Below are 21843 nucleotides of genomic sequence, written 5' to 3' on the forward strand. Positions count from 1 at the left end.
GTGCAGACGTTGCCGGCGGTCGGGTTGAGCAGGCCGATAAGGTTGATGCTGTTCCCGCAGATGTTGATCGGGATGTGGATCGGAACCTGGATGACGTTGCCGGACAGGATGCCCGGGGATCCGATGGCCGTGCCGGTCGCCGTCGCGTCGGCGCTTGCGACGCCTGCCGAGCCGAGAACGAGGGCGCCGGCGGCGGTGGCCAGGGCGAGGGCCCTACGGATGTCCTTCACGGTCTTCTCCATTCGGGAGGGAAGGGTGCCCGGTCGAGTCCGGGAACCCGGGTCCGCCGCTCCGTCTGCCGGGCGGCGCCCGCCACAAGTCTTGGCACGGGTCGGCACGGCGGTCCTCCGGGCACGCGCGAGGTTCGTCCGCCCGGGTGGGAATCGAGGTGACCGCTGGGCCATCGGCGGTACCCGGCGGCCCGATCGCCGTCACAGAGCGTTGCCGTAACGGCGGTTCGGCGGCGTACGGGGCCTGCTGCGGGCCGATCGCTCGCCCCCGCTCCAGCGTCCGCCGGTGCAGTCGCGGCCCCGGTCGCGGCCCCGCCCGAGTCGCGTCGCGGGAGGCCGCCGCATCGGTCCGGCGGTCGCGGCTGATCCGACCGACCGTCACATCGGGCGTCCCGGAGCGACCTTGGTGTCGTTCAGTGCATGGGCGCCGCAGGGCGTTCGGCGTGGTCGCGCAGCACGGCGAGCCGGTGCGCCCAGGCGGCCGCGTTCCGGGCGCGGTGCGCTGCGCCGTCCGCGGCCAGGGCGGCGAAGCCGCTCTCCGCCAGGCGCAGCCGGGTGCCGGCGGCGCTCTCGGGGGCGAGGATGAACTCGACCAGGGTCTGCCGGCCCGCCGCCGGCTCCCCGCCGGACCCGGTGTGGATCCGGCGGAAGGCGAGCCGGCGCGGCGGTTCGATCCGCGCGAAGCGGGCGGTGAGCAGGCCGTGCGGCCCGGTGCCGTGGTGGCAGCGGAGCGGGCCGCCCGGGCGCAGGTCGATCTCGGCGGGCCGCCCGGTGCCGAGCCAGCGGCCGATCCCGGACGGGTGCGTCAGCAGCTCCCAGACCCGGGTCACGGGGGCGGCGACGGTGATCTCCAGCTCGATCCGGTCCTGGTCCACGGATGGCTCCCTCGGTCGGCCGGGCAGCCGGTGGCGGCCGGCCGGCCGGGCCGCCCGGAGCCGTTCGGGCGTGCTCGCGGTCGCGTCAATGTGCAACATCAGGGTTGCATGATGGGTCGTCAATCCGCAACTCCCGGGTTGCGAATAAAAACAAGCATGCATGCTTGCTTTCTCTGCGGGCCGCTGCCAGGCTGCTGCTGGGCCAGGGCAGGGGAGGCGTCGCGTGCTGCGGATCGGCAATGCGTCAGGGTTCTACGGCGACCGGTTCGCCGCGTTCGAGGAGATGCTCACCGGCGGTCCGCTGGACGTCCTCACCGGCGACTACCTGGCGGAACTCACCATGCTCATCCTGGCCAGGGACCGCCTCAAGGATCCCGGGCTCGGCTACGCCCGGACGTTCCTGCGGCAGGCCGAGCAGTGCCTCGGACTCGCCGCGGACCGGCAGGTGCGGATCGTGGTCAACGCGGGCGGGCTCAACCCCGCGCGGCTCGCCGAGGCGGTCGCCGACCTCGCCGCCAAGCAGGGGCTGGCCCTGCGGGTCGGCCACGTCGAGGGCGACGACCTGCTGGACCGGGCGGCCGGCCTCGGGGCCCGGCCGGGGCTGCTGGCGGCCAACGCCTACCTGGGCGCGGCCGGCATCGCGGCCTGCCTGGACGGCGGCGCTGACGTCGTGGTCACCGGACGCGTCACCGACGCCGCCCTGGTGGCCGGACCGGCCATGTCCCACTTCGGCTGGGGACCGGAGGACCGGGACGCACTGGCCGGCGCCGTGGTCGCCGGGCACGTCCTGGAGTGCGGCGCCCAGGCGACCGGCGGCAACTACTCCTTCTTCCGCGAGCACGACGTCACCCGCCCCGGCTTCCCGCTCGCGGAGATCCACGCCGACGGCAGCAGCGTCATCACCAAGCACCCCGGCACCGGCGGCGCCGTCACCGTGGAGACCGTCACCGCCCAACTGCTGTACGAGACCGGCGGGGCGCGCTACGCCGGGCCCGATGTGACGGCCCGGCTGGACACCGTCCGGGTCGCCGCCCAGGGGCCGGACCGGGTGCGGATCGAGGGGGTGCGCGGGGAGGCCCCGCCGCCCACGCTCAAGGTCGGGCTCAACCGGCTGGCCGGCTGGCGCAACGAGGTGGTGTTCGTGCTCACCGGGCTCGACATCGAGGAGAAGGCCGCCCTGGTCCGCCGTCAGATGGGCGCCGCGCTGCAGCAGCCGCCCGCGGAGCTGAGCTGGACCCTCGCCCGCACCGACCACCCGGACGCCGCCACCGAGGAGCAGGCCTCCGCGCTGCTGCGCCTCACCGTCCGCGACCCGGACGAGCGCCGGGTCGGCCGCGCCGTCGGTGCCGCCGCCGTCGAGCTCGGCCTCGCCGGCTACCCCGGCTTCCACCTCACCGCCCCGCCCGGGCCCGGCGCCCCGTACGGCGTCTTCGAGACGGTGTACGTCGACGCGGGCAGCGTTCCGCACACCGCGGTGCTGCCGGACGGCACCCGCCGGGCCGTCGCACCGCCGGCCGCCACCCGGCCGCTCGCCCCGGTGGCGGCACCCGTTCTGCCGCCGCCGCTGCCGGCCGGGCCGACCCGGCGTGCCCCGCTCGGCCTGGTGGCCGGCGCCCGCAGCGGCGACAAGGGCGGCGACGCCAACCTCGGCGTCTGGGCCCGCAGCGAGGACGGCTGGCGCTGGCTCGCCCACACCCTGACCGTCGACCGCCTGCGCGAGCTCCTGCCGGAGGCCGCCGGGCTGCCCGTCGAACGGCACCTGCTGCCCAACCTGCGCGCCGTCAACTTCGTCCTCACCGGCCTGCTCGGCGAGGGCGTCGCCGCCCAGCACCGCTTCGACCCGCAGGCCAAGGCCCTGGGCGAGTGGCTGCGCTCCCGGCACCTCGACATCCCGGAGGCCCTGCTGTGACCACCCTCGCCACCCGCCTGGAGACCGGCGGCGACGAGTACGCGGCCCACCGCGCCGCCATGCTGGACAAGCTCGACGCGCTCACCGCCGAGCACGCCAAGGCACTGGCCGGCGGCGGGCCCCGGTACGTCGACCGGCACCGCGCCCGCGGCAAGCTGACCGCCCGCGAGCGGATCGAGCTGCTGATCGACCAGGACTCGCCCTTCCTGGAGCTCTCCCCGCTGGCCGCCTGGGGCAGCGACTACCCGGTCGGCGCCTCGCTGGTCACCGGCATCGGCGTCATCGAGGGCACCCAGTGCGTGATCACCGCGAACGACCCGACCGTGCGCGGCGGCTCCAGCAACCCGTGGACGCTGCGCAAGGCGCTGCGGGCCAACGAGATCGCGCTGCACAACCGGCTGCCGCTGGTGAACCTGGTGGAGTCCGGCGGCGCCGACCTGCCCAGCCAGAAGGAGATCTTCATCCCGGGCGGCGCGCTCTTCCGCGACCTCACCCGGCTCTCCGCGGCCGGCATCCCGACGATCGCCCTGGTCTTCGGCAACTCCACCGCCGGCGGTGCGTACGTGCCCGGGATGTCGGACCACACCGTGCTGGTCCGCGAGCGGGCCAAGGTGTTCCTCGGCGGGCCGCCGCTGGTGAAGATGGCCACCGGGGAGGAGGCCGACGAGGAGCGGCTCGGCGGCGCCGACATGCACGCCCGCACCTCGGGCCTGGCCGACCACGTCGCCGAGGACGAGGCGGACGCCTGCCGGATCGCCCGGCGGATCGTGCACCGCCTGCACTGGCGGCGCAGCGGCCCGCTGCCGGACATCGCCGCCGAGCCGCCGGTGTACGACGAGGAGGAGCTGCTCGGCATCGTCCCCGGCGACCTCAAGGTGCCGTTCGACCCGCGCGAGGTGATCGCCCGGCTCGTCGACGGCTCGGACTTCGACGAGTTCAAGCCGCTGTACGGACCGAGCCTGGCCACCGGCTGGGCGACCCTGCACGGCTACCCGGTCGGTATCCTCGCCAACGCCCAGGGCGTGCTGTTCAGCGCCGAGTCGCAGAAGGCCGCCCAGTTCATCCAGCTCGCCAACCAGCGCGACATCCCGCTGGTCTTCCTGCACAACACCACCGGCTACATGGTCGGCGAGGCGTACGAGCAGGGCGGCATCATCAAGCACGGCGCGATGATGATCAACGCGGTCTCCAACTCCCGGGTGCCGCACCTGTCCGTGCTGATGGGCGCCTCGTACGGGGCCGGGCACTACGGCATGTGCGGGCGGGCCTACGAGCCGCGGTTCCTGTTCGCCTGGCCGAGCGCAAAGTCCGCGGTGATGGGCCCGCAGCAGCTGGCCGGGGTGCTCTCCATCGTCGCCCGGCAGTCCGCCGCGGCCAAGGGCGCCCCGTACGACGAGGACGCCGACGCGGCGATCCGGGCCATGGTGGAGCAGCAGATCGAGTCCGAGTCGCTGCCCGCCTTCCTCTCCGGCCGGCTGTACGACGACGGCGTGATCGACCCCCGGGACACCCGGACGGTGCTCGGCCTCTGCCTCTCCGCCGTGCACAGCGGGCCCGTCGAGGGCGCCCGCGGCTACGGCGTCTTCCGGATGTAGCTCCCCACGTGAGGACAACAGGCATGATCACCTCTGTACTGGTCGCCAACCGCGGCGAGATCGCCCGCCGCGTCTTCCGCACCTGCCGGGAGCTCGGCATCGCCACCGTCGCCGTCCACTCCGACCCGGACGCCGAGGCCCCGCACGTCCGGGAGGCCGACGCCGCTGTCCGGCTGCCCGGCGCCGCGCCCGCCGACACCTATCTCCGCGGCGACCTGGTCATCGCGGCCGCCCTGGCCGCCGGTGCCGATGCCGTCCACCCCGGGTACGGGTTCCTCTCCGAGAACGCGGGCTTCGCGCAGGCCGTCCTCGACGCCGGGCTGACCTGGATCGGACCGCCGCCCGCCGTGATCGCCGCGATGGGCTCCAAGACCGGCGCCAAACGGCTGATGGCCGGGGCCGGCGTCCCGGTGCTCACCGTCGGCGACGAGCCCACCGAGGCCGACCTGCCGCTGCTGGTCAAGGCCGCCGCCGGTGGCGGCGGCCGCGGCATGCGGGTGGTCGCCGACCTCGCCGAGCTGCCCGCCGCGCTCGCCGCCGCCCGCGCCGAGGCGCTCTCCGCGTTCGGCTCCGACGAGGTGTTCTGCGAGCCGTACCTGCCGAGCGGCCGGCACGTCGAGGTGCAGCTGATGGCGGACGCGCACGGCACCGTGTGGGCCGTCGGCGACCGGGACTGCTCGCTGCAGCGCCGCCACCAGAAGGTGGTCGAGGAGGCGCCGGCGCCCGGTCTGGACGACGACCTGCGCGCCGCACTGCACCGGGCCGCCGAGGACGCCGCCCGGGCGATCGGCTACGTCGGCGCCGGTACGGCGGAGTTCCTGCTCGCCCCCGACGGCCGGCTCGCCTTCCTGGAGATGAACACCCGCCTGCAGGTCGAGCACCCGGTCACCGAGTGCGTCACCGGACTCGACCTGGTCGCCCTCCAGCTCGCCGTCGCCGAGGGCGGCCGGCTGCCGGAGCGGCCCCCCGCGACGAGCGGCTGCGCGATCGAGGCCCGGCTGTACGCCGAGGACCCGGCGCACGACTGGCAGCCCCGTACCGGGCGCCTCCACCGGTTCGAACTCGCCTGCCCGGCGGTCGAGTTCACCACCTCCTCGGCGCCGTCCGGGCTGCGTCTGGACTCCGGCGTCGACGACGGCTCGGCCGTCACCGTGCACTACGACGCGATGCTCGCCAAGGTCGTCGCCTGGGCGCCCACCCGGGCCGCCGCCGCCCGGCGGCTCGCCGACGCACTGGAGCGCGCCCGGATCCACGGACCCGGCACCAACCGGGAACTGCTCGTCCGGGCGCTGCGCCACCCGGCGTTCCTGGCGGGCCGGCTGCACACCGGCTTCCTCGCCGAGCACGCCGCCGACCTCACCGCCCCCGACGGCAAGGACCGCCCGCTGGCCGCCCTCGCGGCGGCGCTGGCGGACGCCGCGGCCCGCCGCACCGCGCTGCCCTCGGGCTGGCGCAACCTGCCGTCCCAGCCCCAGATCAAGCGCTACCGCACCGACGACGGCGAGGAGTTGGAGGTCCGCTACCGGCTCGGCCGGGCCGGCCTCGACGCCGAGGGCCACCCCGACACCCGACTGGTGTCCGCGACCCCGGACCGTGTCGAGCTGGAGAGCGCCGGGGTCCGCCGGGCCTTCACGGTGGCCGCGTACGGGCCGCAGGTGCACGTCGAGAGCCCGCTCGGCGCGGTCGCGCTCACCGCCCTGGAACGCTTCCCCGACCCGGCGGCCCGGACCGAGCCCGGCGCCCTGCTGGCCCCGATGCCCGGCACCGTGCTGCGGGTCGCCGTCGAGGTCGGCGAGAGCGTCACCGCGGGCCGGCCGCTGCTCTGGCTGGAGGCCATGAAGATGGAGCACCGGGTGACCGCCCCCGCCGACGGCATCGTGACCGAACTGCGCGTCGAGCCGGGCCGCCAGGTCGAGCCGGGGGCCGTCCTGGTCGTCGTCCGGCCCGTCTGACCCCTCATCGGCCCGTCCGCCCGCTCCGCCCCGCACCTCCGGCCCCGCCCCGCACCGCCCGCCACCCGACAGCCCGGGAAAGGACTCCGCATGTCCGCTCCGCGCACCACCGCAGGCCACCTCGTCGAGACCGCCGAACAGCAGGCGCTGCGCCGGGCGGTGGCCGACCTGGCGGCCCGCTTCGGCCCGGCCTACTTCCAGGCCAAGGCCCGGGCCGGCGAGCCCGTCGACGAACTGTGGGCCGAGGCCGGCAAGCTCGGCTACCTCGGCGTCAGCCTGCCCACCGAGTACGGCGGGGGCGGCGCCGGGATCACCGAACTGGCCATCGTCCTGGAGGAGCTCGGCGCCGGCGGCTGCCCGCTGCTGATGATGGTGGTCTCGCCCGCGATCTGCGGCACCGTCATCGCCCGCTTCGGCACCGAGGAGCAGCGCCTGCGCTGGCTGCCCGGGCTGGCCGACGGCACCCGCCGGATGGCCTTCGGCATCACCGAGCCGGACGCCGGTTCCAACGCGCACCGGATCGCCACCGTCGCCCGCCCCGACGGCGAGGACTGGCTGCTGACCGGGCGGAAGGTCTTCATCTCCGGTATCGACCAGGCCGACGCCGTGCTCTTCGTCGCCCGCACCGAGGACGCCCGCACCGGGAAGCTGCGGCCCTCCCTGTTCGTCGTCCCGCGGGAGACGCCGGGCTTCGAGTACCGGGCGATCCCGATGGAGCTGGTCGCCCCCGAGAAGCAGTACCAGGTCTTCCTGGACGACGTCCGGCTGCCCGCCGACGCCCTGGTCGGCGCGGAGGACGCCGGACTGCTCCAGCTGTTCGCCGGCCTCAACCCCGAGCGGATCATGACGGCGGCGTTCTCGATCGGCGCCGCCCGCCGCGCCCTGGACACCGCCGTGGCGTACGCCCGCACCCGCACCGTCTGGGACGCGCCGATCGGCGCCCACCAGGGCATCGCCCACCCGCTCGCGCAGTGCGCCATCGAGGTGGAGCTCGCCCGGCTGATGATGCAGAAGGCCGCCCACCTCTACGACGCGGGCGACGACCTGGCCGCCGGCGAGGCGGCCAACATGGCCAAGTACGCCGCGGGCGAGGCCGCCTGCCGCACCGTCGACCAGGCCGTGCAGACCCTCGGCGGCAACGGCCTCACCCAGGAGTACGGCCTGGCGGCGCTGCTCACCGCCACCCGGGTCGGCCGGGTCGCCCCGGTCAGCCGCGAGATGGTGCTCAACTACGTCGCCCAGCACACCCTCGGACTGCCCCGCTCGTACTGAGCCGCCACCCGTGCGCGGGGGCGGCGCCCCGCCCCCGCGCGGATCTCTGCCGTCCGCCCTCTGGGCTCCGGACCGGAAAACCGGCAGGCTGTCACCAGCGCCGACCACACCGAGGATCAGCCAGCCGGAGGCATGCATGGTGTTCCGCAGCGACCACGCCGACATCGAGCCGCTCGACCTGCCGATCCACGAGGCCGTGCTCGGGGACCTCGACGGCCGGGCCGACCTGCCGGCCCTGGTCGACGGGATCACCGGGCGCACCCTCACCTACGCCGGGCTCGCCGCCGCCGTCCGCCGGACCGCGGCCGGTCTCGCCGCGGCCGGCGTGCGCCCCGGCGACGTGGTCGCGCTGTACAGCCCCAACACCATCGCCTACCCGGTGGCGCTGTACGCCGCCACCCGGGCCGGCGCCACCGTCACCACGGTCTCCTCGCTCGCCACCGCCGGCGAGCTCGCCGGCCAGCTGCGCGACAGCCGGGCCCGCTGGATCGTCACCATCGCCGCGTTCCTGCCGACCGCGGCCGCCGCGGCGGCCGAGCTCGCCGCGGAGGGTGCCCCGATCGGCGAGATCGTGGTCTGCGACCGGGCGCCGGGCCACCGCTCGCTCGCCGACCTGGCCGCCCTGGACGCCCCGGACCCGTCACCCGCGATCGACCCGGCCCGCGACCTCGCCGTCCTGCCGTACTCCAGCGGCACCACCGGCCTGCCCAAGGGCGTGATGCTCACCCACCGCTCGCTCTCCTCCAACCTGGCGCAGACCGGGGCCGTGCACCGCACCGACCCGGGCGAGCGGATCCTCGCGGTGCTGCCGTTCTTCCACATCTACGGTCTGACCGCGCTGCTCAACCAGCCGCTGCGCACCGGGTCCACCGTGGTGGTGCTGCCCCGCTTCGACCTGGAGCAGTTCCTGCGGACCATCGAGGAGCAGCGGATCGAGGGCGTCTTCGTGGCCCCGCCGATCGTCCTGGCGCTGGCCAAGCACCCGCTGGTGGACCGCTTCGACCTGTCCTCCGTCCGCTACGTGCTGAGCGCGGCGGCGCCGCTGGACGCCGACCTCGCCGACGCCGCCGCCCGCCGGCTCGGCCTGCCCCGCATCCTCCAGGGCTACGGCATGACCGAGTTGTCGCCGGTCACCCACGTGGTGTCGAAGGACGACCCGGCGCCGCCGCCCGGCACGGTCGGCCGGATGGTGCCCTCCACCGAGCTGCGGGTGGTCTCCCTGGACGACCCGGACTCCGACCTGCCGGCCGGTCGGACCGGCGAGCTGCTCTTCCGCGGCCCGCAGGTGATGAAGGGGTACTTCGGCCGGCCGGGCGAGACCGACGCGATGATCGACGAGCACGGCTGGCTGCACACCGGCGACGTCGGCTACGTCGACGAGGCCGGGTACCTGTTCGTCGTGGACCGGGTCAAGGAGCTGATCAAGTACAAGGGGTACCAGGTTGCGCCGGCGGAACTGGAGGCGCTGCTGCTCACCCACCCGGAGATCGCGGACGCCGCGGTGGTCGGCGTGACCGACGAGGACGGGACCGAGCGGCCCAAGGCCTTCGTGGTGCGCACCCCCGGGAGTGCCCTCACCGGCGACCAGGTCCAGGAGTTCGTGGCGGCCCGGGTCGCGCCGTACAAGAAGGTGCGGGCGGTGGAGTTCCTCGACGCGGTGCCGAAGTCGGCCAGCGGCAAGATCCTCCGCAGGGAGCTGAGGGTGCGGCCGCAGGCCGTCGTCCCCGGGGCGATCTGAGAGGATCGGCCCACCCGCCCACGACCCGAGAGCAGCCATGACCGCCCACGCCGCCGCCTTGCGCGCCCCGCAGCAGGACCGTAGCCGCGCCACCCGCCGCCGCCTGCTGGAGGCTGCCGTGGAGTGCCTGGCCGAGGTCGGCTGGCAGGGTTCCACGGTCGCCGTCGTCGCGGAGCGGGCCGGGGTGACGCGCGGTGCGGCACAGCACCACTTCCCGACCCGCGAGGACCTCTTCACCGCGGCGGTGGAGCACGTCGCCGACGAACGGCTGGCGGCGGTACGGGCCAGCGCGGAGCAGCTGCCGCCGGCCGGTCCCGGACGGACGGAGGCGGTGGTCTCCATGATCGTCCGGCTGTACACCGGGCCGCTCTTCCGGGCCGGGCTGCACCTGTGGGTGGCCGCCGCCACCGAGGAGGCGCTGCGCGAGCGGATCGTCGCCCTGGAGCTGCACGTGGGCCGGGAGTCGCACCGGGCCGCGGTGGAGTTCCTCGGCGCCGACGAGTCGGTGCCCGGGGTGCGCGAGACCGTCCAGGCCACCATGGACATGGCCCGAGGCCTGGGCCTGGCGAACCTGCTGACCGACGACGGCCCGCGCCGGGCCGGCATCGTCCGCCAGTGGGCGGGCCTGCTGGAGACCGCGCTGGCCGGCGGGCGGCCGGCGTGCTGAGACCCGCGACGAGACCCCGCCCGACCGGACGCGCGACGCGCAGTCGCCGTCCGGCCGGGCTTTCGGCAGTCTGGTGGGAGCCGGGTTGGCCGGACTCCTACCGGGAAGGTACCGGGCAGGTGAATTCCTGATCATGCACGGATTCGAGTGGACGTCCGCCGACCGCGCCGGTCACCACGGGGCGGGCGCGGATTCCGCGCGCCTGGGCGGCCATCGGCTGGTGCCGCTCGCCACCGCCCTCGTCCAGGCCGACGGGCGCATCCTGCACTGGAGCGAGGAGGCCGCGGCGCTCTCCGGGTACCCGGCGGAGCAGGCCGTCGGCGCCTACGCCGCGCACCTGCTCGTCCCGGAGCACCGGCGCGGCCGGGTGGCGGAACTGTTCCAGCAGATCATGGCCGGACCCGGCTGGTCCGGCGTGTACCCGATCCGGCACCGGGACGGCACCGACGTCGAGCTGGAGTTCCACACCTACCCGATCGCCGGTCCGGACGGCCGGCCGCTGCTGCTCGCCACCGCCTCCGACGTGCGCGCGCTGCGCCAGGTGGAGGCGGACCTCGCGGTGCTGGACGGGCTGTTCACGCAGTCCCCGATCGGCATGGCGGTGTACGACACCGACCTGCGGTACGTGCGGCTCAACAACGCCCTCGCCAAGATCAACGGGGTGGCGGTCGAGGACCACCTCGGCCGCCGGGTCCCGACCGTGCTGCCGGGCATCAACAGCGCCGAGGTCGAGGCGGTGATGCGCCAGGTGCTCAGCACGGGTCGACCGATCGTGGACGCCCGCTCGCACGGCCGCACCCCGGGCGACCCGCTCCGCGACCGGGCCTGGTCGGCCTCCTACTTCCGGCTGGAGGACTCCACCGGCCGGGTGCTCGGCGTCAGCTCCTCGCTGATCGACGTCACCGAGCGCTTCCAGGCCGAGGCCCGCGCGGCTCGCGCCCAGGAGCGGCTCGCCCTGCTGGCCGAGGCCACCGCCCGGATCGGCACCACCCTCGACCTGCAGCGCACCGCCGAGGAACTGATAGAGGCGGTCATCCCGCGGTTCGCCGACTTCGCCACCGTCGACCTGCTGGACCCGGTGCTGCGCGGCGAGGAGCCCGCCGCCCTGCAGGCCGACAAGCCCGTCCTGGTCCGCGCGGTCGCCGTCGGCGAGGCGTACGAGGCCGGGCTGACCCGGGCGGCCGATGCGGTCGGGGTGACCAGCGAGTACGCCGCCAACCGGGTCTACACGCAGTGCCTGCGCAGCGGCCGGCCGCTGCTGCGCGCCCATGTGGACGAGGAGGTGCTGCGCGGCCTGGTGCCGGACCCGGACCGGGTCGGCCCCGGGGTCGCGGCGGGCGTGCACTCGTACCTGATGGTGCCGGTGCTGGCCCGCGGCATGGTGCTCGGCGGCGCCGAGTTCGTCCGGACCCGCAACCCGGAGCCGTTCACCGCGGCGGACGTGGCGCTCGCCGAGGAGCTGGTCGCGCGCGCCGCGCTCGCCATCGACAACGCCCGGCTCTACCGCCGCGAACGGGAGACCGCGCTCACCCTGCAGCGCAGCCTGCTGCCGCAGGAGATCCACCGCACGCTCGGCCTGGAGATCGCCCACCGCTACCTGCCGAGCAGCCTGGTCTCGGAGGTCGGCGGCGACTGGTTCGACGTGGTGCCGCTGTCCTGCGGGCGGGTGGCGCTGGTGGTCGGCGACGTGATGGGCCACGGCATCCGGGCCGCCGCGACGATGGGTCAGCTGCGCACGGTGGCGCGGACGCTGGCGACCCTCGACCTGTCGCCCGAGCAGGTGCTGACCCGCCTCGACGAGACCGCCAACGCCATCGGCGAGGGTCAGTTCGCGACCTGCATCTGCCTGGTGTACGACCCCGTCGACCGGACCTGCACGGCCTCCTCGGCGGGCCACCTGCCGCCGGTGCGGGTGGCCGCGGACGGCTCGGCGACCGCCGTGGAGCTGCCCGCCGGGCTGCCGCTCGGCATCGGCGGTGCGGCGTTCGAGAGCGTCGAGTTCACCCTGCCGGTCGGTGCGACCGTCGCGCTCTACACCGACGGCCTGATCGAGCGGCGCGGCCACGACCTGGACGAGGGCATCGAGCTGCTCTGCCGCACCCTGGCCGGCCGCTCCCGCACGCTGGAGGAGAGCGCCGACGCCGTGCTCGGCGCGCTGGTCGCCGAGGGCACCGACGACGACATCGCGATGATCCTGGCCCGCGCCCTGCCGGTGCCGACCGACCGGATCGCTACCCTGCACCTGCCCGGCGAGGGCCCGCTGCCGTCCCAGGCGCGGCGGTTCACCCGGGCCACCCTGCAGAGCTGGGGGCTGGCCGTGCACGGCGACTTCGCCGAGCTGATGGTCAGTGAACTGGTCACCAACGCCCTGCTGCACGCGGACGCGCCGCGCCGGCTGCGGCTCTTCCGCGACGACCGGACGCTGACCGTGGAGGTCGCCGACGCCGGCGGCCAGCCGCCGCGGCTGCGCTCGTCCGCCGAGGAGGACGAGGGCGGCCGCGGCATGCACCTGGTCAGCGAGCTGGCCCACCGGTGGGGCTCCCGCTCCACCCGCGAGGGCAAGGTGGTGTGGGCCGAGATCGAGCTCCCGCTGCGCGGCTGACGCCGGATCAGGCCGGTACGACGATCCGCAGCGCGCCGGGGTCGACGGTGACCTCGGCGGGCAGCGGGCCGACGTACTCGCCGTCGGCGTAGGCGGTGATGCCGGCCGACTCGATCCGGATCGAGGCGGTGCGGTGGGTCTCCACCTCCCCGTGGTGGACGTGGGTGCCCTTGAAGACGGTCGGGAAGAACCGCGCCACCTTCAGCCGGGGCATCGCCCGGACGACGGTCAGGTCGAGCAGCCCGTCCGCGTGGTCCGCGTCGGGGCAGATCAGCATGCCGCCGCCGTAGCTGCGGGTGTTGCCGGCCGCGGCCAGCACCAGGTCGCGCTCGATCACCGTGTCGTCGGCCAGCACCAGCCGGAACGGCAGCGGCCGCAGGTTGGCGAACTCGACCAGGATGGCGAGGTTGTAGCGCATCCGGCCGCGCGGCCAGCGCAGCCGGTTGGTCCGGTCGCTGACCAGCGAGTCGAAGCCGGCGGCGAGCACCGAGCCGAAGTGGCGCACGGTGCCGTCCGCGGTCTCCACCCGGCCGAGGTCGACGGTGGCGATCCGGCCGTCCAGCAGCACGTCGGCGGCGGCCTCCGGGTCGCCGAGCGGCAGCCCGTACTCGCGGGCGTGGTCGTTGCCGGTGCCCGCGGGGACGATGCCCAGCGGGACGCCGGTGCCGGCCAGCGCGCCGAGGGCGAGCGAGACCATGCCGTCGCCGCCGGCCACCGCGAGCACGTCGACCCCGCGGCCGACCGCCTCCCGGGCGACCCGGACGGCGTCCTGCGGGTCCGCCCCGACCACGTCGAGCACCTCGGCGCCGCGCTCGCGCAGCCGCAGCGCGGCCCGGCGGGCGGCCTTCTGCGCGTGGCCGCCGCCGGCCGCCGGGTTGGTCAGCATGACGATGCTGCGCGGGGCGCCCGTCACGGGATCAGCTTGCCCGGGTTGAGGATCCCGGCCGGGTCCAGGGCGTCCTTGACCGCGCGCAGGATGCGCACGCCGACCTCGCCGACCTCCGCGCCCATCCACGGGCGGTGGTCGGCGCCGACCGCGTGGTGGTGGGTGATGGTGCCGCCGTTGGCCATGATGGCGTCGGACACCGCGCGCTTGACCTGCGCCCACTGCGCGAGCGGCTCGCCCTGCTGGGCCGCCACCACGGTGAAGTACAGCGAGGCGCCGGTCGGGTAGACGTGCGAGATGTGGCAGAGCACCAGCGAGGCGGTGCCGCTCGCGGTCAGCGCGCCCTGCAGCGCCTCGGTGGCCGCGCTCTTCAGCCGGCCGAGGTTGGCCCAGTCGGTCGCGGTCTCCAGGGTCTCGCAGAGCGCGCCGGCGTCCAGCAGCGCGTCGCGCAGGTACGGGGCGTTGAAGCGGCCGTGCTCCCAGGCCCGGGCCGGCTCCGCGCCGAGCGGGGTGCCGCCCGCGGCGAGCAGGACGGCCCGGGTCCGCTCGTGCCGGGCCTCGGCCTGCTCCTCGGTGCCCTCGAAGACGGTGACCGCCAGGCAGCCGCCGGTGACCTGCTCGCCGCCGATCTTCTCGGTCATGGCGAGGTTGATCATGGTCTCGGACTCGTCGGAGAGCCGGATCACGGTCGGCCCGGTGCCCTGCTGCTCGACCTCGCGCAGCGCGGTGGCGCCGGTCGCGAAGTCGGGGAACGACCAGGCCTCGTGGATCTTCACCGCGGGCACCGGGTGCACCCGCAGCCGGACGGCGGTGATGACGCCGAACACGCCCTCCGAGCCGAGGAACAGCTCGCGCAGGTCCGGCCCGGCGGCGGAGGCCGGCGCCCGCCCGAGGTCGAGGGTGCCGGCCGGGGTGACCACCCGCAGCCCGCGCACCATCTCGTCGAACCGGCCGTACCCGGCCGAGTCCTGGCCGGAGGAGCGGGTGGCGGCGAAGCCGCCGACGGTGGCGAACCGGAAGCTCTGCGGGTAGTGGCCGAGCTCGAAGCCGTGCGCGGAGAGGAGCTCCTCGGCCCGCGGGCCGGTCACCCCGGCGCCCAGCACGGCCTCGCCGGAGACCGCGTCCAGGTGCTCCAGCCGGTCGAAGCGGCGCAGGTCGAGCGAGAGGACCGCGGTGAGCGGGCCGCGCAGCGGGTCGAGCCCGCCGACCACGCTGGTGCCGCCGCCGAACGGGACCACCGCGATCCGGCGCTCGGCGCAGAGGGCGAGCAGGGCGGCGATCTCCTCCTCGCTGCCCGGCAGCACCACGGCGTCCGGGGCGTCCTGCGGGTCGCGGCTGCGGCGGCGCAGCAGGTCGGGGGTGGACTTGCCGCCGGAGCGCGGGAGCCGGTCGGCGTCCGCGGTGGAGACGTGCTCGGGGCCGACGACGGCGGCCAGCGCCGCGACGTCCTCGGGGCCGAGGGCGGACGGGCGGAGCACGACCTCGTCGGCGGTCGGCCGGGTGCCGTCGGCCGGCGACACCCCGAGGGCTGCGGCGAGCAGCCCCTTGATGTCGTCCGACAACGGCTTGGCGAGGGCCGGGTCGCCCCAGGCGTCCCACGTCATCGGGGGGAGCGGCAGCGCGGCGGCGGTGCCGCCGGGGCCTGCTTGCGTCTCAGGTGCCATGCGTTACAGTATTACGCATTATGTCAAGCAGTAACGCCGAGCAGGCGCCCAGCACCGACGACGCGATCCTCGACGCCGCCGCCGACCTGATCGTCCACCTCGGCGTGCACCGCACCCAGCTGGCGGAGATCGCCCGCCGTGCCGGCGTCAGCCGGCCCACCGTGTACCGCCGCTGGCCGGACGTCAGGGCCGTGATCGGCGCGCTGCTCACCCGCGAGATCCGCGCCACCCAGCAGCAGGTGGAGCTCACCGGGGCGGACCGCGAGGCGTTCGTCGCCGCCGTGGTCGAGGTCGCCGTGCGGCTGCGCGACCACCCGGTGCTCGGCGCGCTGCTGCACTCCGACTCCGACACCCTGATGGAGTACGTCGTCGAGCGCCTCGGCACCAGCCAGCAGGGGCTGCTCGACGTCCTGTGCGCGGCCATCGTCCAGGGCCAGCAGCACGGCTCCATCCGCACCGGCGAGCCCACCGAGCTGGCCGCCATGGTGCTGCTCATCGCCCAGTCCACCGTCCAGTCGCACCGCATGGTCGCGCATCTGCTGCCCGAGCAGGCCTGGCGCCGCGAACTGGCCACCGCACTGAACGGATACCTCGCGCCATGACCGCCACCGCAGGCCGCCCGGACCCCGACCGCACCGGCAGCACCGTCCTGGACGCGCGCCGCCGCGCCCGCGACCTCGACGCGCTCGCCGACCGCTCGACCGTCGACCTGCTGGTGATCGGCGGTGGCATCACCGGCGCCGGCATCGCCCTGGACGCGGCCTCCCGCGGCCTGCGGACCGTCCTCGTGGAGGCCCGTGACCTCGCCTTCGGCACCAGCCGCTGGAGCTCCAAGCTCGTCCACGGCGGCCTGCGCTACCTCGCCTCCGGCCGGATCGGCGTCGCCCGGGAGAGCGCCGTCGAACGCGGCATCCTGATGACCCGCACCGCGCCCCACCTCGTCCGCGCGCTGCCCCAGGTGGTGCCGCTGCTGCCGTCCGTGCGGCCCGCCCAGGCCGCCCTGGTGCTCACCGGCTTCCTCGCTGGCGACGCCCTGCGGGCCACCGCGGGCACCCCGGCCGCGCTGCTGCCGCGCGCCCGCCGGATCGGCCCCGCCGCGGCGGCCGGCCTCGCCCCCGCCGTCCGCACCGACGGGCTGCGCGGCGCCCTGGTCGCCCACGACGGCCAGCTGATCGACGACGCCCGGCTGGTGGTCGCCGTCGCCCGGACGGCCGCCCAGTACGGCGCCTCCGTGCTCACCCGGGTCCGTGCCGAGCACGTCACCGGCACCGGCGCCCGGCTCACCGACACCCTGACCGGGCGGACGCTGGAGGTCACCGCCCGGGCCGTGGTCAACGCCACCGGGGTCTGGGCCGGCGAGGTCGACCCGTCCGTCCGGCTGCGGCCGAGCCGCGGCACGCACCTGGTGTTCGACGCCGCGGCGCTCGGCCGCCCGCGGGGTGCGCTCACCGTCCCCGTCCCCGGCTCCACCAGCCGGTTCGTCTTCGCGCTGCCGCAGCAGCTCGACCGGGTCGTGCTCGGCCTCACCGACGAGGACGCCCCGGGCCCGATCCCGGACGAGCCCGTCCCGACCGAGCAGGAGATCGCGTTCCTGCTCGACACCGTCAACACCGCCCTGCGCACCGGGCTGACCCGCGAGGACGTGCGCGGCGCGTTCGCCGGGCTGCGCCCGCTGATCGACACCGGCGGCGGCGCCACCGCCGACCTCAGCCGGCAGCACGCCGTGCTGGAGTCGCCGACCGGCGTGATCACGGTCGTCGGCGGCAAGCTCACCACCTACCGCCGGATGGCCCAGGACGCCGTCGACACCGCCGTCCGCACCCGCGCGCTGACCGCCCGGCCGTGCACCACCCACCGCCTGCCGCTGGTCGGCGCCCCCGGCCACCGCGACACCGCGCCGCTCCCGGCGGGCGCGCCGGCCTCGCTGGCCGCGCGTCACGGCGGCGCCGCCGCGGCCGGGCTGGCCGCCGCCGTGCCCCGCGCCGCGGAGCCGGTCGCCGAGGGCCTGGACGTCACCCGCGCCGAGATCGCCTACGCGGTCACCCACGAGGGCGCCCTGGACGCCTCCGACGTCCTCGACCGCCGCACCCGGATCGGCCTCGTCCCGGCCGACGCCGAGCGGGCCCGCCCGCAGGTCGAGGCCGTGCTGGCCGAGCTCGCCGAGCGCGCCACCGGCTGAGCCCCCGGCGCCCGCCGGACCGACCGGCCCCCGGCCCCCGGCGCCCGGAGCCCGCCGGACCGTCCGGCCCCCGGCGCCCGGCGCGCCGTGGTGCCAGACTGGTAGCAGGCGCTGGAGGCAGTCATGGGGTACTACGCAGACCAGGTCGTCCCGAGGATCCTCAACGTCGCGTGCGCGATGGGCGAGGCGGGCGCGCTCAGGCGCCGGGTCTGCGACGGCCTGGAGGGCCGGGTGCTCGAGATCGGCTTCGGCTCCGGCCTCAACGTCCCCTACTACCCGCCGGCGGTCACCAGGGTCGACGCGGTCGAACCCTCCGACGTCGGCTGGGGGCTCGCCCAGAAGCGGCTGCGGCAGACACCCGTCGAGGTCCGCCGGGCGGGCCTGGACGGGCAGCGGCTGCCGTTCCCCGACGACAGCTACGACAGCGCGCTCTCCACCTGGACGCTCTGCACCATCCCCGACGCCGGGGCCGCGCTGCGCGAGGTGCGGCGCGTTCTCAAGCCCGGCGGGCGGCTGCACTTCATCGAACACGGGCTGGCCCCCGAGGAGAAGGTCCGCCGCTGGCAGTACCGGGCCGACCCGCTCCAGCAGAGGCTGTTCGCCGGCTGCCACCTCACCCGCCCGATCGCCGACCTGGTCGCCGGCGCCGGCTTCACCATCGAGGACATCGACGTCTTCTACGAGAAGGGCGCCCCGCACATGATGGGCGCCGACTCGCTCGGCACCGCCGTCGCCTGACCGCCCCGCACCGCCCCGGGGGCCTTCGGCGGGCCGGCGTCCGTCCACTACGCTGCTGACCCGTTGTCAGCCGAGCGCGGGGGAGACGCAGATGGCGGGGTTCGGGGAGCTCGGCGCGGCGGAGCAGCGGCTGTGGGACGCCTCCCCCGCCGACGCGGTCGACCTGCGGGACGGCGAGGACCGGACGGTGCGCGCCGAGGTGGTCGCCGCCCTGCTGCTGCGCGGCCCGGACGGCGCCGCCGCGCGGGTCGGCGGTCTGCGGCTGACCGGCGCCCGGATCACCGGGCAGCTCGACCTGACCGGCGCCGCCGTCGCGTACCCCGTGACGTTCACCGACTGCACCTTCGACCGGCAGGTCCTGCTGCGCGGCGCCACGATGCGCTCCACGACCTTCCACGCCTGCCGAATAGCCGGACTCGACGGCTGGCTGCTGCGCGTCGACGGCAACCTCTGCTTCGAGGACTCCGCGGTCGAGGGGCGGCTCACCCTCACCCGCGCCCACATCACCGGCGAACTCCGGCTCAGCGGCGCCACCCTGACCGCCACCGAGCGCGTCGGCGCGCCCGCCGGCGGCGACCCCGCCTGCGCCCCCGGCGTCTGGGCGCTGTGGGCCGGCGGGCTGGTGATGGAGGGCGGCTGCTTCGCCCGCAAGGGCTTCCGGTCCAACGGCGGCCTGCGGCTGGTCGGCGCCCGCTTCGGCGGCGGCCTGTTCATGGAGGCAGCCGTCCTCGACAACCCCGGCGGCGACGCCCTCACCGGCGACGACCTGAGCGCCTCCACCATGATCCTCACCGACGGGTTCACCGCCCGGGGCGCCGTCCGGCTGCCCGGCGCCGCCGTCCGCAGCAGGCTCTCCCTCGACGGCGCCCGCCTCGACGGCAATGCGGCCGCCCTCGACGCCACCCGCCTCACCGCCGGTGACCTCCACCTCACCCCGGCCGCCCCGCCGAACGGCACCGTCGACCTCCGCGAGGCCCAGGTCGCCGTGCTCCACGACAACGAGGCCGCCCGCGCCGCCGACACCCGTCTCGACGGCCTCGGCTACACCTCCGTCCAGGGCGCCACCGGCCTGCGCGAAAGGCTCGCCTGGATCGAACGCGGACCCGGCTACACCCCGCAGCCCTACGAGCAACTCGCCGCCTGGTACCGGCGGATCGGCCACGACGACGACGCCCGCCGGGTCCTGCTCGCCAAGCAGCGCCGCCGGCGCCGCACCCTCGGCCCGCTCGGCCGCGCCTGGGGCCACCTGCTCGACGCCACCGTCGGCTACGGCTACCGCCCCTGGCAGGCCGCCCTGTGGCTGCTGGTGCTCACCGCCGTCGGCACCACCGCGTTCGCCGAGGGGCGGCCGACCGCCGCCCAGCCCGGCCAGGGCGCCCCCTTCAACGCGCTCGTCTACACCCTGGACCTGCTCGTCCCGATCGGCGGCTTCGGGCAGCGCACCGCCTGGTACTTCACCGGCCTCCACCAGTGGCTCGGCTACGGCCTGATCGCGTCCGGCTGGCTGCTCACCACCGCCGTCCTGGCCGGCGTCAGCCGGGGTCTCAACCGCACCTGAGCGGTCACCGTGCGGCGGCCGGGAGCCCGGCCGCCGGCGCCGCCGCGCGCCCTGACCCGCCTGGACAACTGATCATCAAGTTCGTTGTGCAGCAAGGTTTTTGACGATTTCCGAGACTCCCGGCGGGGCTACCGCGCAGCGACCGTGGCGATACGGGCCAGGTGCAGGATTCCGGTGGATCACGAGCCGGTTCGGAGCCCCCTCGACCGAACCGCGCGGGTCCGTCCGCGAAGCCGACTCCGGCCGTCGCGCCACGCCCCCGTTCACGGAGGACCTCGGGCATGCACATACGCACACGCGCCAAACTCGTCAGAGCTCTCACACCGCTGCTCGCCGTCGCCGGAGCCGCGGTGGGGATGCCCGTCCTCGCCGCCGCACCGGCCGCGGCCGTCAGCAACTTCACCGCCAAGGCGGACCTCAACGGCCGGGACGGACCGTCGCTCAACGCGAACACCGTCCAGGTCAACATGTACCTCCAGGGCCACACCGTGCCGGTCTCCTGCCAGGCGCGCGGCGAGGAGGCGTACGGCTCGGCGATCTGGGACAAGACCACCGACGGCGTCTGGGTGCCGGACTTCTACGTGCAGACCGGCTCCACCGGATTCGCGCCGGGCGTGCCGCGCTGCGGCGACACCTCGCTCGACCCCGCCTCGTTCCCGGCCACCGCCGACCTCGACGGCCGGCAGAGCCCCAGCCTCTCCGCCGCCGTGGTGGAGGTCAACGCCTACCACAACGGCGAGTCGGTGCCGGTCGTCTGCCAGGCCACCGGCGGCTCCGCGTACGGCAGCACCATCTGGGACAAGACCAGCGACGGCCTCTGGGTCACCGACGTCTACGTCAAGACCGGCTACAGCGGCTTCGACCCGAACCTGCCGAAGTGCTCCTCGACCAGCGCGCCGAGCTCGGCCGGCTACGTGGCCGAGACCGACCTCAACGGCCGTGCCACCACCCAGGTCTCCGCCCCGGCGGTCAAGATCTACCCGTCCGGCTCGACCATCCGGATCACCTGCCAGGCGATCGGCGAGAACGCCTACGGCAGCAACATCTGGGACAAGACCAGCGACGGCCTCTGGGTCACCGACCACTACGTCAAGACCGGCTTCGACGGCTTCGACCCGGGTCTGCCGCGCTGCGCCGACAACACCACCAACAGCGGCTCCGGCTACCCGGCCAAGACCGAGCTGAACGGCCGCTCCACCAAGAGCGTGTCCGCCCCGGCGGTCAAGATCTACCCGTCCGGCTCCACCATCAACATCACCTGCCAGGCGTACGGCGAGTACGCGTACGGCAGTTACATCTGGGACAAGACCACCGACGGCCTCTGGGTCACGGACTACTACGTCCAGACCGGCACGGACGGCTTCCTGTCCAACATGCCGCGCTGCGACAACGACCAGCCGACCGGCGGCGCGCCGGGCGGCGGCACCGGTCCCGGCACCGGCAACGGCACCTGTGACACCGCGGGGCACGGCCGGATCGGCGGCCCGGCGGGCAGCACCTCCGGCACCAGCGCCGAGAAGATCAGCCGGGTCATCGCGCTCGCCCAGCAGCAGACCACCCGCAGCCTCAGCTACGCCTGGGGCGGCGGCGGCAAGGGCGGCCCGAGCTGCGGCATCGCCTCGCTCTCGCCGGGCGGCTACAACGACTACAACCGCTACGGGTTCGACTGCTCCGGCTTCACCGAGTACATCTTCTGGGCCGCCGCCGGCCGCGACATCGGCGACAACAGCAACGTGCAGTCCGTCCAGGCGACCCAGGTCCCGTACAGCTCGGTGAAGGCCGGCGACCTGCTCTTCTGGGGCAGCCCGGGCAACACCGACCACGTCGCGCTCTACATCGGCAACGGCCAGATGATCGAGGCCGCCCCGCCGCGCGGCACCTCCAGCGTCCACGTCACCAACGTGTACGGCAGCCACAGCTACGCGATCCGCATCTTCAGCTGATCCCGGGCCGATCCGGCTGCGGCCGGCCCGGGGAC

Annotated in this window: 16 protein-coding genes; 12 read left to right on the forward strand and 4 right to left on the reverse strand. The window is 75.3% G+C overall.

Annotation, left to right across the window (positions count from 1 at the left end; translation table 11 throughout):
- A partial coding sequence (locus ACFV0G_RS09635) for a chaplin (RefSeq protein WP_380544376.1) occupies positions 1 to 242 on the reverse strand: 242 nt, incomplete at its 3' end.
- 401 nt (positions 243 to 643) lie between these two features.
- A complete protein-coding gene (locus ACFV0G_RS09640; RefSeq protein WP_380544379.1) occupies positions 644 to 1105 on the reverse strand; it encodes an SRPBCC domain-containing protein in 462 nt (153 codons plus the stop codon).
- Positions 1106 to 1328: 223 nt separating this feature from the next.
- Here ACFV0G_RS09640 and ACFV0G_RS09645 point away from each other — a divergent pair, with 223 nt between their 5' ends.
- The 7 genes from ACFV0G_RS09645 to ACFV0G_RS09675 all read left to right on the forward strand — a co-directional run bounded on the left by ACFV0G_RS09645 (position 1329) and on the right by ACFV0G_RS09675 (position 12840).
- Positions 1329 to 3014: an acyclic terpene utilization AtuA family protein gene (locus tag ACFV0G_RS09645; protein WP_380544382.1), complete on the forward strand. Its 1686-nt coding sequence runs from the start codon at positions 1329 to 1331 to the stop codon at positions 3012 to 3014.
- Positions 3011 to 4609 carry an acyl-CoA carboxylase subunit beta gene (locus tag ACFV0G_RS09650; RefSeq protein ID WP_380544385.1) on the forward strand — a complete coding sequence of 533 codons (1599 nt, stop codon included), beginning with the start codon at positions 3011 to 3013 and terminating at the stop codon, positions 4607 to 4609. Before ACFV0G_RS09645 ends, ACFV0G_RS09650 begins: the two co-directional genes overlap by 4 nt.
- 23 nt (positions 4610 to 4632) lie before the next feature.
- Positions 4633 to 6561: a biotin carboxylase N-terminal domain-containing protein gene (locus ACFV0G_RS09655; protein WP_380544388.1), complete on the forward strand. Its 1929-nt coding sequence runs from the start codon at positions 4633 to 4635 to the stop codon at positions 6559 to 6561.
- A gap of 90 nt (positions 6562 to 6651) precedes the next feature.
- Positions 6652 to 7833 (forward strand): acyl-CoA dehydrogenase family protein, encoded by a 1182-nt coding sequence (locus ACFV0G_RS09660; RefSeq protein WP_380544392.1) that lies wholly within the window; start codon positions 6652 to 6654, stop codon positions 7831 to 7833.
- Positions 7834 to 7969: 136 nt separating this feature from the next.
- Positions 7970 to 9571, forward strand: coding sequence for an AMP-binding protein (locus tag ACFV0G_RS09665; protein ID WP_380544395.1), 1602 nt, complete (start codon positions 7970 to 7972; stop codon positions 9569 to 9571).
- Between the two features lie 37 nt (positions 9572 to 9608).
- Positions 9609 to 10238 (forward strand): TetR/AcrR family transcriptional regulator, encoded by a 630-nt coding sequence (locus tag ACFV0G_RS09670; protein WP_380544398.1) that lies wholly within the window; start codon positions 9609 to 9611, stop codon positions 10236 to 10238.
- A gap of 133 nt (positions 10239 to 10371) precedes the next feature.
- Positions 10372 to 12840 carry a SpoIIE family protein phosphatase gene (locus ACFV0G_RS09675; RefSeq protein WP_380544401.1) on the forward strand — a complete coding sequence of 823 codons (2469 nt, stop codon included), beginning with the start codon at positions 10372 to 10374 and terminating at the stop codon, positions 12838 to 12840.
- A gap of 7 nt (positions 12841 to 12847) precedes the next feature.
- Here ACFV0G_RS09675 and ACFV0G_RS09680 read toward each other — a convergent pair whose 3' ends face one another.
- Both ACFV0G_RS09680 and ACFV0G_RS09685 read right to left on the reverse strand, forming a co-directional pair.
- Entirely contained in the window at positions 12848 to 13726 is an 879-nt protein-coding gene (locus ACFV0G_RS09680; RefSeq protein ID WP_380544423.1) for a diacylglycerol kinase, read from the reverse strand.
- Positions 13727 to 13749: 23 nt separating this feature from the next.
- Entirely contained in the window at positions 13750 to 15390 is a 1641-nt protein-coding gene (locus ACFV0G_RS09685; RefSeq protein ID WP_380544404.1) for an FAD-binding oxidoreductase, read from the reverse strand.
- A gap of 20 nt (positions 15391 to 15410) precedes the next feature.
- Here ACFV0G_RS09685 and ACFV0G_RS09690 point away from each other — a divergent pair, with 20 nt between their 5' ends.
- From ACFV0G_RS09690 to ACFV0G_RS09710, 5 genes are all read left to right on the forward strand, one after another.
- Positions 15411 to 15992, forward strand: coding sequence for a TetR/AcrR family transcriptional regulator (locus ACFV0G_RS09690; RefSeq protein WP_380544407.1), 582 nt, complete (start codon positions 15411 to 15413; stop codon positions 15990 to 15992).
- Complete coding sequence (locus ACFV0G_RS09695) at positions 15989 to 17569, forward strand: glycerol-3-phosphate dehydrogenase/oxidase (protein ID WP_380544410.1); 1581 nt, start codon at positions 15989 to 15991, stop codon at positions 17567 to 17569. The genes ACFV0G_RS09690 and ACFV0G_RS09695 overlap by 4 nt, the downstream gene beginning before the upstream one ends.
- Before the next feature lie 123 nt (positions 17570 to 17692).
- Positions 17693 to 18307: a class I SAM-dependent methyltransferase gene (locus ACFV0G_RS09700; protein ID WP_380544413.1), complete on the forward strand. Its 615-nt coding sequence runs from the start codon at positions 17693 to 17695 to the stop codon at positions 18305 to 18307.
- Positions 18308 to 18398: 91 nt separating this feature from the next.
- Complete coding sequence (locus tag ACFV0G_RS09705) at positions 18399 to 19865, forward strand: oxidoreductase (protein ID WP_380544416.1); 1467 nt, start codon at positions 18399 to 18401, stop codon at positions 19863 to 19865.
- A 281-nt stretch (positions 19866 to 20146) separates the two neighbouring features.
- Positions 20147 to 21808, forward strand: coding sequence for an NlpC/P60 family protein (locus tag ACFV0G_RS09710; protein ID WP_380544419.1), 1662 nt, complete (start codon positions 20147 to 20149; stop codon positions 21806 to 21808).
- The last annotated feature ends 35 nt before the right edge of the window (positions 21809 to 21843 follow it).

Source organism: Kitasatospora sp. NPDC059571 (assembly GCF_042735675.1).
Lineage (GTDB): Bacteria > Actinomycetota > Actinomycetes > Streptomycetales > Streptomycetaceae > Kitasatospora.